Origin of the sequence: Candidatus Seongchinamella marina, from assembly GCF_026262685.1 — a bacterium.
In the GTDB taxonomy this organism is placed as follows: domain Bacteria; phylum Pseudomonadota; class Gammaproteobacteria; order Pseudomonadales; family Halieaceae; genus Halioglobus; species Halioglobus marinus.
Genome location: NZ_SHNP01000002.1, coordinates 156,099 through 168,834, shown reverse-complemented (window position 1 = coordinate 168,834; position 12,736 = coordinate 156,099). Strand labels below are relative to the sequence as shown.

At 52.7% G+C, this 12,736-nt stretch carries 14 protein-coding genes; 3 read left to right on the top strand and 11 right to left on the bottom strand.

Annotated features, from left to right (window positions below; all coding sequences use genetic code 11):
* Positions 1-2 precede the first annotated feature (2 nt).
* Complete coding sequence (locus tag EYC87_RS05785; RefSeq protein ID WP_279252051.1) at positions 3-443, bottom strand: Zn-ribbon domain-containing OB-fold protein; 441 nt, start codon at positions 441-443, stop codon at positions 3-5.
* A gap of 206 nt (positions 444-649) precedes the next feature.
* Between EYC87_RS05785 and EYC87_RS05780 the strand changes: the two genes are divergently transcribed.
* A complete protein-coding gene (locus EYC87_RS05780) occupies positions 650-1,555 on the top strand; it encodes a VOC family protein (protein ID WP_279252050.1) in 906 nt (301 codons plus the stop codon).
* Between the two features lie 59 nt (positions 1,556-1,614).
* On the opposite strand, the gene EYC87_RS05775 is transcribed toward EYC87_RS05780, so the two are convergent.
* Positions 1,615-2,367: a transporter substrate-binding domain-containing protein gene (locus EYC87_RS05775; RefSeq protein ID WP_279252049.1), complete on the bottom strand. Its 753-nt coding sequence runs from the start codon at positions 2,365-2,367 to the stop codon at positions 1,615-1,617.
* 151 nt (positions 2,368-2,518) lie between these two features.
* Between EYC87_RS05775 and EYC87_RS05770 the strand changes: the two genes are divergently transcribed.
* Positions 2,519-2,989: a YbjN domain-containing protein gene (locus tag EYC87_RS05770; protein WP_279252048.1), complete on the top strand. Its 471-nt coding sequence runs from the start codon at positions 2,519-2,521 to the stop codon at positions 2,987-2,989.
* Here the strand turns inward: EYC87_RS05770 and EYC87_RS05765 are convergent.
* The 9 genes from EYC87_RS05765 to EYC87_RS05725 all read right to left on the bottom strand — a co-directional run bounded on the left by EYC87_RS05765 (position 2,986) and on the right by EYC87_RS05725 (position 11,804).
* A complete protein-coding gene (locus EYC87_RS05765) occupies positions 2,986-3,834 on the bottom strand; it encodes an SDR family NAD(P)-dependent oxidoreductase (RefSeq protein ID WP_279252047.1) in 849 nt (282 codons plus the stop codon). The genes EYC87_RS05770 and EYC87_RS05765 overlap by 4 nt on opposite strands.
* Before the next feature lie 60 nt (positions 3,835-3,894).
* Positions 3,895-4,734, bottom strand: a complete 840-nt coding sequence (locus tag EYC87_RS05760; protein ID WP_279252046.1) for a ThuA domain-containing protein — start codon at positions 4,732-4,734, stop codon at positions 3,895-3,897.
* A gap of 18 nt (positions 4,735-4,752) precedes the next feature.
* Positions 4,753-6,471, bottom strand: coding sequence for a GMC oxidoreductase (locus tag EYC87_RS05755; protein ID WP_279252045.1), 1,719 nt, complete (start codon positions 6,469-6,471; stop codon positions 4,753-4,755).
* Complete coding sequence (locus EYC87_RS05750) at positions 6,468-7,088, bottom strand: gluconate 2-dehydrogenase subunit 3 family protein (RefSeq protein WP_279252044.1); 621 nt, start codon at positions 7,086-7,088, stop codon at positions 6,468-6,470. The genes EYC87_RS05755 and EYC87_RS05750 overlap by 4 nt, the downstream gene beginning before the upstream one ends.
* Entirely contained in the window at positions 7,075-7,290 is a 216-nt protein-coding gene (locus EYC87_RS05745; RefSeq protein WP_279252043.1) for a hypothetical protein, read from the bottom strand. Before EYC87_RS05745 ends, EYC87_RS05750 begins: the two co-directional genes overlap by 14 nt.
* A gap of 69 nt (positions 7,291-7,359) precedes the next feature.
* Positions 7,360-8,202: a sugar phosphate isomerase/epimerase family protein gene (locus EYC87_RS05740; protein ID WP_279252042.1), complete on the bottom strand. Its 843-nt coding sequence runs from the start codon at positions 8,200-8,202 to the stop codon at positions 7,360-7,362.
* A 10-nt stretch (positions 8,203-8,212) separates the two neighbouring features.
* Entirely contained in the window at positions 8,213-9,532 is a 1,320-nt protein-coding gene (locus EYC87_RS05735) for an MFS transporter (protein ID WP_279252041.1), read from the bottom strand.
* Positions 9,533-9,572: 40 nt separating this feature from the next.
* On the bottom strand, positions 9,573-10,625 hold the full coding sequence (locus EYC87_RS05730; RefSeq protein WP_279252040.1) for a sugar phosphate isomerase/epimerase family protein: 1,053 nt from the start codon (positions 10,623-10,625) through the stop codon (positions 9,573-9,575).
* A gap of 21 nt (positions 10,626-10,646) precedes the next feature.
* Entirely contained in the window at positions 10,647-11,804 is a 1,158-nt protein-coding gene (locus EYC87_RS05725) for a Gfo/Idh/MocA family protein (protein ID WP_279252039.1), read from the bottom strand.
* Positions 11,805-11,952: 148 nt separating this feature from the next.
* On the opposite strand from EYC87_RS05725, the gene EYC87_RS05720 reads away from it, so the two are divergent.
* Entirely contained in the window at positions 11,953-12,669 is a 717-nt protein-coding gene (locus EYC87_RS05720) for an AraC family transcriptional regulator (protein ID WP_279252038.1), read from the top strand.
* Positions 12,670-12,736 lie beyond the last annotated feature (67 nt).

The window sequence follows — 12,736 nt, the reverse complement described above, 5'->3', positions numbered from 1 at the left end:
TCCTATACCAGCTCAAAGCCATTAATGTCAGTCATAAAACCAATGGTTTCATCCGCCCAGACCGCCCGCACTCTTGCCCCGGTGCTCACCTCGCTCTCACCATCGGCGCGCACCCAATGAATCATGGGCACGTCCGCACCATCGAGCTTAATCATCGCCCAGGCAAAAGGCTGCTCAGAGGGATGGGCTTCACGAGGCTCCTTAATCCAGGCCCAAGTCACGATTTCACCTTCCTGTCCAACGGAAACAAACTCGCTCAATTCCTCGGCGGTATCGGGGTCGTACTCCATGGGCGGAACAACCACCCTGCCATCGCTGGCTTTAATGCCGACGATATTGCGGTCGCGTAATTCGGTGAGGAAACGTCCCACCACCGGCCCGGTAGAGCGGGTGTAGGTATAACCCAGTTCAAATGCCTGGTTGAGAATTTCTGGCTGTGACACGTTCACTGCCCTCCATGAGAGGCTAAGTCGAGGCCTCGCAGTATCACGGAGATGACTTATTCGCTCAATGACGCATTGGATCAGCTATAAGTGACATTTCAGATCACTATGGTGAACCACAGCCGCTTAACCGAGATAAGGTGTGGCGACAATGCAGAAATCCCCCATAATGTCCGCAATCTTAATAAATCAAGCAGGAGACAATCATGTCCGTTTCAGCCTCAGGTTACTTGCGAATAGGCTCCACCGATGTAGATGCCTGGATGGATTTCGGCACAGGCGTGCTGGGAATGATGGATGCCCAACGCGAAGACACAGGCGGCGCACGATTCTTGCGCCTGGACGATCACCCCTTCCGCTTTATGGTTGAGCCGGCAGAAGCCGACGGCTTGATCGCCACTGGGCTGGAATTTCCCGATGAAGACGCGTTCATCCGCACCTGCGAGGCGCTGGTGGAGGCCGGGCATACGGTGACTGAAGGTTCGGCTGATAATGCGAAACGTCGCTGTGTTACCGCCTTTGCCACAGTCGTCGATCCATCAGGCAATACGATTGAGCTTTACTGGGGAAGAGAGCTGGACTACACGCCTCTGATTTCACCGCAGGGCGTTGCAGGCTTCGTAACGAGCTACCAGCAAACCGGAGATATGGGCTTTGGTCACCTGGTGCTGCCGGCCCCGGACTTCGATGCCACGTCTGCGTTCTACACCGAAATTATTGGCATGGGCATTACCGACATTCTTTACCCCCCAGGTATGGAGGGTGCGAAAATCCACTTCATGCATGCCAACAATCCACGCCAACACTCATTGGCTCTCTTTAACGCTCCACACCCTCTGGGTGTCGTACATATTATGATCGAAGTAGAGACTATGGACGAATTAGGTCGGGGAATGGATAGAGCCAAGGCAGCGGGCGCTCATTTTATGGCGACCCTGGGCCGCCATGTGAACGACAATATGTGTTCAGTTTACCTACTGGCGCCTGGCGGTATCGCCGTTGAATTTGGCTATGACGGAATACTGATTGACCCGCAGACGCACGTTGCCACAGTCTCCACAGAAGGCGATCTTTGGGGCCACGAATACAGTTTTCCGAGGGTTGAAGACTAAACGCTCGCAAATGACGTTTCGCGCTCCTCCCTGGAGCGCCAACAGTCCTGCCAGTTTATTTATTTCACTTCCACCGTGACTGGTATCCAGCGATTCAGAATATACTGCAGACTACCGTTAGCTCGCATTAGGCGCAGTGCACGATTGAGTTCTGACACTAGCGCATCATCATCCTTACGCACGGCCCAGGCCAGCATTTCCTCTGTCAGCGGAGAATACAGACTAATCAGGTCATCGTTCTCCATGCCGTTTGCCAACTGCCAACTGGTTGGTGCGTCATGAATATACATATCGATGGCGTCTTTGCGCAAAGCTTCAAAAGCCTGTTCACTGTTTTCGAACTCGCTGACGATGGCATCGGGTAGCTCGCGCTGAGCAAACTCTGCGCCTGTTGAGCCGGTTTTTACACCAACACGCACATTCTCGCGGTAAACCGCCCAGGGTTGAGAAAATCGACCCACTTTACTCTTATGCATAATGGCCATCTGCCCAACGCGCAAATAGGGTTCAGCGAACAATACCTGTTGGCTGCGCTCTGCCGTTACGCTGAGTCCCGACATCAATACATCGACCTTGCCGGCATGCAGCGCGGAAACCAGCCCCTCCAGAGGGATTTGAACGATTTCGATACGACGAGAGAGAATTTTGCCGACCGCTTTGGCGCTATCGGCTTCAATACCGGCAAAACGTCCATCCTGCTTGAAATGCAGGGGAGGATAATCCGCTGACATGCCCACCCGCAAAGTCCCTGCGGCGAGCACCATATTACTGGCAAACAACAGACATACTAGCAATAAAGACTTTCTTAACATGGTGGTCCTCACACTGAATTGGACAAAAACGGTAGCCATCAGACTTTAGCATCACTGGGCGGGAGTCCAAGCGAAATTTCGAAAAATCATGGTCTTGGGTCACCTCTCTTTCTCACGTAGAATGACATCCTGGTTGGAAGTGGAATTCGAGATGAGCTCCCCGGTACTGCTTAACAGGACAACGATTGAAAGCTGGCTCGATGAAGCCAGGGTGGACTATTACACTTGTGAGCGCTGTGAGGGCATGCATCTGCAGTCACTGCAGGACATGGAAGGAATTATAGACAGCCGTTTGTTTCTTGAGCCCTGGGGGCTATTGCTCACTACAGAGCTGGAAATCCGCCCGATGGCGTTATTGCCAGTAGCAGCTGACCTGGGTCGCCTGAACATGGATTATCCGACGCTGAAAATATTTCAGGATGTAGTCGACGACGCAACACCGCAACTGGTGGTCGCGGGCATGTTACTGGGAGCCGCCGGCATTACCCTGGAACAGTTCGCTACCTTCGCAGCCACCACCGTTGCGGCAACCCGAGAGGTGGGTAAGGAATGTCTACAGCTCAATTATCTGTTTGCTGAAGCCACTCCCGGCGATCAACCCGGCGCAAGTGCGCTGCATTAACCTTCTCCCGGTTGAAACCCGGCTAAACCAAAACGTTTTGCCATCAGCTGATCGAAAGCCCTGGCAGGTAGAAGCCTCTTCAACGTCACCAGCAAAAAGCTCCCCTTACCACCGCGAATCACCATTGGTGGCTTCGCTTTGAGTAATTTATCCACCACCGGCTTGATAAACTCATCCGTCGGGGTAGCGCCTTGCTGGCCAGCCTGCGCCCGCGCCTGGATTCTCGCCTGCATCGGCTCATAAACCGAACCTTCGGGCAATCGCATCCCCTCCTCCGCATGATCCCCAAAAGAGGAACGCACGCCGCCGGGTTGAATAGTAATGGTGCGAATACCAAAGGGCGCCAACTCCATTCGCAAGGCGTCTGTAATTGAGTGTACACAGGCCTTACTGGAACAATAGGCTCCGGCAAATGGCGTGGTCAGGAGACCAACAATACTGCCAACGTTAACCAGGTCTGCAGCGCCGTTCGCAGCCACCGCTTTACGCATTAAAGGCAGAGCCGCGCGAGTCACCGCCACGGGAGCAATCACGTTAGTTTCATACTGCTGCCGCAGGTCCTCTCGCTGTAAATCTACGATAGCGCCAACCTGCGAAAAGCCGGCGTTGTTCACCAACATATCAAGTTGTCCGACATCAGACTCAACCTGAGTCATTGCCGCAGCGATGCTGGCGTCGTCGTTTACATCCAGTCCCAGTATTTTCAGCCCGCGCTGTTCCAGGTCATCGAGCGTTTCTGGTCGACGGGCTGTAGCGTAAACCTTGAGTCCGCGATTATGCAACTCCAGGGCAAGACTGCGGCCAATTCCGCTGGAACAACCAGTGATCAAGACGGTACGCGTCATTGTAATGTCCTTGTATGGCGATACTTTTAATAGTCTGAGTCGGGCTGTCAGGCCACGAGGCTACAACTTGCCTGCCCAACGGATAGCGCTGGTGATCAACTGTTGAAACTCAGGAATGCTGTAGGTCGCGCCCTGGTGCCCAATAGCGCAATAAAGCACCCTGCCCTGTCCTAGTGTGTGGCGCCAGGCGATAGGATGCTCGCCCTCCATATTGTCGCGCCAGAGGAAATTGCCGCCGGTGGTTATATAACTTTCGCTGTCCATTGTTAGAAGAATTTCATAGCCCTTCTCTGCGGGGCTGTCGTCAAAGGCATACCACTCCTCGTTTGGAACAACCCAGCGGGCTGGCAAATGCGAGGTGACGTCAGCACCGGGATCCGCCACCAGCACATCGGCATCTTGAAATTGCGGTGACTGAGTATGGCCAGCAAACTGCGCGCCAATTAATGTATCCACATACCAGTCCCATTTGTAATAAACGTCGCCGCCCGATGCGTGAAGCCCTATCCAGGCGCCACCTTGCTCAATCCATTGCTTCATTGCCGAGCGCTGGTCTTCTGTTAACACGTCTCCCGACACATTATTCCAAACCACAACATCGAATTTGGCGAGATCTTCCGCATTGTGCGTTGCCGCGTTGTCGGTAGTGTAAATATCCCAGCCGTTATTGTTTGCAATATCGATAAGCATTTTTTCGCCGGCGGGAAGCGCGTCGACGTGCACGAAGCCATTGGCTTTACTCAACACGAGAATAGCGGGCTGGCTAAATTCAGATAGCGCGGGGGCATTATAATCGTAGTCTGGCCTTGGAATAATGCCTTGGGACTTCAACGCAAAATAAAAAGCCACCACAAACAGGACGAACAAAACCACAACACCGAGCAGTATTTTTTTTAACATGATTCACTCATTTCGATATCAGATATGGCCTTCGGCCATTTGCTTCACGGCATACTCACAGGCGCGAGCGGTAAATGCCATATAAGTTAAAGAGGGGTTAACGCAAGACGCCGACGTCATAAAGGATCCGTCCGTAACAAACAGATTAGGTACGTCATGCGCCTGGTTGTATTTATTCAGCACGGCCTGTTTGGGATCATCACCCATGCGCGCCGTGCCCATCTCATGAATGCTTTCACCGGGCATGGACATATTTTTACGTCCTGCTGGCACTGGCACCACTGCTCCAGCTGCTTTGAGTAATCGATCAGCCTGTTTGCGGGCATCTTCTCTCAGCTTGTACTCGTTATCCTTGAACTCAAAGTCAAAGGCGACCTGCGGAATGCCAAAGCGGTCTACCTTATTGCTGCTGAGGTACATTCGATTGTCTTCATAGGGCAGGCATTCGGTAAAGCCGGACAGTACAAATATCCAGGGCCCGGGCTTACGCAAATCCTCTTTCAGGCTGGCGCCGAAGCCCTTGGCATTAAAGCCGGTACTCCAATCCATGCGCAATGTATAGGTTTGAAAGCCATAGCCGCGTACAAAATCGGCGTCGGGGTCCTGACCATCCACGTTGCGAAAGCGAGGAATGTATAAACCGGTAGGTCGATTTCCATGGAAGTAGCTGTCCATGTTGTCGAGGAACAAACCCATCCCGCTTTCGCCGATGGTGTGGTCCATCATGTAGTGTCCCAGTACACCGCTGCTATTTGCCAAACCATTGGGAAAGCGCTCGCTGGTCGAGTTCATCAGTATCTGTGTACTGCCCACAGTAGAGGCGCACAGAAAGAATATTCTTGCCGAATAGGTTTGCCTTTCACCGGAGACTGTATCGATCACGTGAACCTTGGCAATCTTTCCTGTCTCGGGGTCATATTCCAGTTTTTCGACCAGTGAGTTAGCTCTTATCGTTAGGTTACCTGTGGCTTTGGCAGCGGGCAGTGTAGAACTTAGTGAGCTAAAGTAACTGCCCGTCGAGCAACCACGCGGACAGGGGCCGCAATAATGACAAGCGCTTCTACCGGGCAAATCTTCTGTCAGAATCGCGGTTCTCGCATTCGTTAGAGTCACGTCTGGCGCTTTCTTTTTCAGCCTGCTCTCAATAGTCTTTTCAAGTGCGTGCCATGGCATAGGCTTCTGTAACTCTCCATCAGGTAACTGTGGCAAGCCTTCGTTTCTGCCATTTACACCAATAAATTTTTCAACGTATCCATACCAGGGAGCAATTTCCTCGTAGTCTACAGGCCATGGAATACCATGCCCATCGTCCGCATTCGCCCTGAAATCCTGTGCACTGAAGCGATAGCTTTGCCTCCCCCATAGCACCGATCGTCCGCCTACCACGTCCGCCCTGGCCCACATAAACGGCTTGCCTTCGTCGTCTGCGTAGGGATTATCTTTATCGTTATTCCAGAACTGCCGGTTTGCCTCGTTCATGCTGCCAGACTTACTGCTCCACTTGTATTCCTGGGCGTATAGATCACGTGGCCTTTTACCCTGATACGGCAATTTCCAGTCGGGGGCATGCTCCCCCAAGTAGCCGGAGCCATGCTGCAAGGGTTTACCGCGCTCCAAAACAAGCACTTTGAGGCCTTTCTCCGTCAGCTCTTTGGCAGCCCAGCCCCCGGAAATCCCCGACCCTACGACCACGGCATCAAAATCAAAGTTGGTGCTTTCTATGATTGATTTTTTCATTCGAGTCGCGTCAGCCAACTGCTTTGATCTGGCGAAAGCGGGACGTCACCGTCAAAGTACATTGGCATTGCGTTATACCGCAATACTTGTGTACCGCCTTTTTCAGACGTAAAGAAGCCCCAGATCGTCAACTCCTTCAGCTGGCAAATAAAAGGCGCATCGCTGACAAAGTCTCTCCGAGTGTTGGCAAAATCGTACCAGGAAGATTCCGAAGCCTTCGCCTCCAGGTCTTCCATTAATGCCAACTGCTGTGCAGCATCAAGCTCGTCAAAGCTTGAACCATAATCAGCGGCCACACTGGCTTCCAGCTCAGCCAGACCAGCAAGAAAAATAGTCCTCTCCTCGTCGTTAAGCCAATCCGTCGCCATCAATTCAATAAATCGGGGCACGCCAGCGTCGATTGCACCTGGAGTATCTGTGCGAGGTATCACAATCTCGCACATTGCCGCGATCGTTTTGCGCTGAGCGTCATTGAGGAGGCGGGTTGCGCCTTGGTTGTAATTCGGAGCCGCGGCCAAATAGACCTGCTGTTCTTGCGTTAGCGCAACGCCCAATTGACTGGCACTGGCACCACTGACCAGTATCGCTGCACACTGCAGAAATTCACGCCTGTTCATTAGGCTTGTTCCTGCGAAAAACGGCTGGTGCCGCGCCAATAAGCAGCGCTACCAGCACACAACTTAATAGTTGATAGTCCCATGCGCCGAAATAATAACCGCCTGCTTTGAATGCAGAATAGCCCCAATACACCGGTCCAAACCCGGTCAGGTGATACAATTCATAAAATATGACTGCTGTTGCAGGCAGCAGAAAATACAAGTAAAGACCTGCGGCTATCGCTATCAGCCACCTTCTTAAAGATAAAAACATTGCCAACCTCCGTCAGCTCTATAGCCAGTCTTTTATGAAACGAATGCCTTCGCGGTAGACTTCCTCGGGCGAGGAAAATGCATTGCGCCAAACATTAGCAGCGCCTGCCAATTCAGAATCGGAAGTACCAAAAGCTTCAATGACCAGCCAACCCGAGTAATCAATTGCCTTCAGCGCAGCAAAATTTGCGGCCCAGTCCACCTGCCCAGTACCGAGGCTCCCCCGGTGACTCTCGCTAAGGTGAACATGATTCAGCTGCTCTTTTATATCATTGAGTGCTAGTTCAGGCGCGGGATCTTCGATATTCGCATGATGAGTATCGTAATGAACACCGACGTTATCTAATCCAACTTGCTCCACCATGCGTTTACAATCTGCCGAGGTGCATATCAGAAATACTTCGAACCGATTGAGAAACTCCAATCCGAGGCTCACCCCCGATTGGGCCGCATACTCACCCGCCGCATGCAGGTGCTCAGCGGACCAGTTCCATTCATCGGAGGTCGCTGCAGTGCCTGTAAAATACTTGTGTGCCTGATAGAGACCGCCAATGACCATCGTTGAGCCGATAGTATTGGCATCATCAATCGCTCGCATCAGGTTCTCCAGAGCGGCCTTCCTGATGGCAGGGTCAGAAGAAACAGGATTCGTGTCCAGGCCTACGAATGCAGAGGATGTGCGCTCAAGCCCAAGGCTATCGCATGCTGCCGCCATTTCTTTGAGCTGTTGTTCTGACTGCCCCACCAGGGGGATTTCAACGCCATCAAAACCTGCTTCCGCCAAACCCTCAAAAATGGGAATGCTACGAGGCGTCGTCTCTATGCCCCAAAGCAACATATTCATTCCAATCTTTGTATTCATGCGCCAGTTCTCAACTTGCTTCAGAGTCAGCGCTCGCCCCGCTCTGATATAAACCCTTTTTTCGATCGTACAGCCAAATGATGCCGAATACCGGCAACAACAACAGGGGCACTATGGCGACGGATTGAAAGGACTCTACCGATGCATAGCGGATGACTTCGTCCATCGCTTGCGGCGATAGTCCAGTCAGCTTGTCTGCCCCACCGGCCGCTTGCGCCTTTGCAGTATCAAAAATAGCGCCCATTTTAGGGAGCACAAACTGGATTGCCATGCCGCCTGCAAACCCCATCAGTCCCAACGCGACTGCGCCCCCTCGGGGAAAGCGTTCCGACACAATGGCCAGCATGGTAGGCCACAAGTAGCAGACGCCCATTCCCCATACAGTCGCAGCGGCAAAGGCGAGTAAGGGCGTTGTCGCGAGGCTTAACAGGTACAAGCCAACGCCCGCTGCAACGCAGCTGACAAACATCAGCCCAACGGAAGAGATACGTTTAACAATGGGGCCGGCAAAGTGCCTCATCACAAACATCAGCGCACTCACATAGACTAGTAGCAAAATTCCCTGCATACCCACAATATTGGATAGCGCGATATTCACCCATTGTCCGGGTGCGAGCTCAGCGGACGCGGTGAGAAACATGCAAGCCCAAAACACCCAGAACAGGGGACGCTTGAATAGCTCAGTAAACATTTCACCATAACTCACTCCAGAAGCAACGCGCTCGGTCTGGGGGAAGCTGGCGGTGGCTACCATGGCGGCAAGGATCAACGCGGGGATCAGTAGCACAAACATATTAATCTCCCAGGGCAAATCCGCTGCGCCGATTGAGACTCCCAGCAGCCCGCCCACTACGATACCGGCAGGCCACCATGCGTGCAGTATATTCAGGCGATGGGTTTTTTCTTCAGGATAAAGCGCTGCCACCATGGGATTAGATGCCGCCTCAACGGCGCCCCACCCCAGACCAGTGAGCAGCAAGCTGACCAGCACCACCGTTTCAACAGAGGGCCCTACGGGCATCATGGTCGCAGCAAACAAACCAACCGAGCCTGCCACGTAACCGATAGCTGACAGTAATAACATGCGCTTCATGCCTATCAGGTCAACCAGTGCACTGCCAAACAGCAAAGTCAGTGCAAAGCCCGTGAAGGTAATTCCCAGGGCTTCGCCCACCATAGACGCGGAATTGGCCAGATCGATTTTGTCGTAGATGTCAGCCTGCAGATTGGGTGCGATATTTGCCCTGACAGCAAAGCCGAGTCCAATCATAAAAATGGAAAGATTGCCTACGTAGTAAAGGCGCTTGCGGTCAATCGTTTGTTCGCTCACTTTGTTCTCCTGATTTATTTTTGCTTTTAGAGCCCCTGAGTTAAATACCAAGTATGCGTCGATTGGCAGCCTGGTCGGCTCCGCTACCAGCAAAGTCGTCAAAGGCCTTGTCGGTTGTTCGAATGATATACTGGTTAATGAAATCTACCCCTTCCCTGGCGCCGTCTTCCGGATGCTTTAAACAGCACTCCCACTCCAATACCGCCCAGCCCTCGAAATCATACTTGGCAAACTGACTGAATATTCGCGAAAAGTCGACCTGCCCATCTCCCAATGAGCGAAACCGACCAGGCCGATCTTTCCATTTCTGATAGCCTCCGTAAAGGCCCGATCTGCCGCTTGGATTGAATTCAGCATCCTTTACGTGAAACATCTTTATGTGCTCATGGTAAAAGTCGATGAACTGCACGTAGTCTAGCTGTTGCAACAGGAAATGACTGGGGTCATAAAGAATATTGCAGCGTGCGTGATTGCCGGTGGCTTCAAGAAAACGCTCAAAACTGACGCCGTCGTGCAAGTCTTCTCCCGGATGAATTTCATAGCAAAGATCAACACCAGCGTCGTCAAACGCGTTGAGAATCGGCAGCCAGCGTTCCGCCAGCTCGGCAAAGCCGGTTTCAACAAGTCCGTCAGGTCTTTGCGGCCAGGGATACATTGTGTGCCACAACAATGCCCCCGAGAACGTGGCATGGGCATCAAGGCCCAAATTTTTGCTGGCCTTTGCCGCCAGCATCAACTGCTGCACTGCCCACTCCTGACGCGCAGCAGGCTTACCCCTGCATGAATCGGGCGCAAAGCCATCAAACAGTTCGTCGTATGCTGGATGCACTGCCACCAGCTGCCCCTGCAAGTGGGTAGACAGTTCGGTAATCTCAACACCACCCTCGGCACAAACACCTTTTAGCTCATCGCAGTAATCCTGGCTTTGAGCTGCAAGATGCAGATCTATTAATCCGGTTTCCCATGTGGGAACCTGAACGCCCCTATAACCGAGATCACCCGCCCACTTCGCCATACCCGCAAGACTATTGAAGGGGGCTTGAGCGCCTACAAATTGAGCCAGAAATATTGCCGGACCTTTCATCATCGACATTGTGCATCCTCTTGCATCAGTTCAGTGCTGTTCAAATTTATGCCACTTGATATCACTGCCACTTGCAGTGACTGCCAGTTCGATAAAGTTCATTCCCCGCACCGCTTCCTCAATACCCGGGCAATCCCTGGAACGAAGATTTTTATCCGACCCGGCCTCGTGAGCCCTTATCTGCGCAGTAAAAGCCATGTACACATTGGCGAAAGCTTCAAGGTAACCCTCGGGATGCCCCATAGGGGTTCGGGTATTAACGCCCGCCAGGTCACCCAGGTAGGCACCACCAGTTCGCAGCATTTCCGTTGGCCGGTCAGCCCATTTGAGCCACAGTGTGTTGGGCTCCTGCTGCCGCCACTCTAGCCCCCCGTTTTCGCCATAAATGCGCAAGCTCAGGGCATTCTCTTCACCCACACAGACCTGGCTTGCCATCAACACGCCTTTTGCACCCCGCTCTAGCCGCAGCAGAATAGAGCCGTCATCATCAAGTTCCCGTCCTTCAACAAAGGCACTCAGATCGGCGCAAACTTCGGTAATATTCAGACCGCTGACGTACTCAGCCAGGTTTGCCGCATGCACCCCAATGTCGCCCATACAACTGCTAACACCGGCCTGGGCCGGATTGAGTCGCCACGACGCCTGTTTGTTACCAAGGTCTTCCTGACGGTCAGCCAACCACCCCTGTGTATATTCAACAACGACTTTGCGAATCTTGCCCAGTTCCCCGCGTGAAATTCGCTCACGTGCTTCTTTCACCAACGGGTAGCCTGTGTAAGTGTGGGTCAGACCGTAGAGCAGTCCTGAGTCTCTGACTCGCTCGCGCAACTGCAGCGCCTGAGCGAGGCTAAGGGTCGCGGGCTTGTCGCTCAATACGTGAAAACCGGCCCCTAATGCGGCCTCCGCAACGGGAAAGTGCAGATCATTGGGTGTCACAATAGCGACAAACTGCATGCGTTGGTCTGCCGGCAGCGCTGCTTCCGCCGACATCATCTGCCGATAATCGCCGTAGACCCGTTCCGGCTCCAAATAGAGCATCGCGCCCGACTGCGCTGAACGCTCCGGGTCACTGCTAAAAGCGCCGCAGACTAATTCGATCTCGCCATCCATCGCGGCGGCCATGCGGTGAATGCCGCCAATGAAAGCGCCCTTGCCTCCACCGACCATTCCCATTCGCACTTTAGCCACGCGTCGCTCCCAACCTATGTTGTTTTATTATTGACAGCTTACAGCAGCGTTCGCCTGTGTCTTGTTGCTCAATCATCCTATTACCGGGGCCGTATTTCTTGCAAGATTTCCGTTATAGTTAGTATAAATTCGGCGCGAGAGCCACAAAATGACAAAATTAGTGTTCAATTCCCTGTCTGGCCTTGCACAAAGCTTTGCTACGCTGGACTTGATACCCGACACCCATGCCTGGGTAAAAGACCGATCAGGGCGCTTCACTTACGGTAATAGCCTGTTCTGCCAACGTTTTGGCTTTCAAGACTCTAGCGCTCTCAACGGCAAAACAGATTATGACCTTGCTCCAGCCGATATGGCTGAGCGCTATCGGTCTGATGACGATAGTGCGTTAAAAGGTGTGGTTATCACTGATCGATTGGAACTGATTGGCGGCGCAGCATCCGTTGAATGGTTTCTCACCTCTAAATGGCCGATTTATAACAGCGCCGACGACATCATTGGCTCTTTTGCCATCAGCCGCCATTTGAATCGCTCTGAGGACAAGGCGATCCCGTTTCGAGAACTCAGTGCGCCCATTAACTACATTCGTCAACATTTTGCCGCTGAGATCTCAATGGCCGACCTTGCCAGGGCCAGCAACTTGTCCATAAGCGCACTGGAGCGGCGCTTTCGCAAGCATCTTGATAAGACGCCACACCAGTACCTCAATGAAGTACGTCTGCAACATGCTCACAAGCTGCTAGTCACCAGCGATAAAGCCATAGGCACAATTGCCATAGACACCGGCTTTTGCGACCACAGCCACTTCACTCGAGCTTACAAAAAGCACTTCGGCACAGCCCCAAGAGACAACCGAACCCGGCGCTAAACTGGCCCTTGGGCAGCGCCGCCCGCTTTTATGCTTGAGGGCTTGAAACTAATGCCTATTAGTCTAT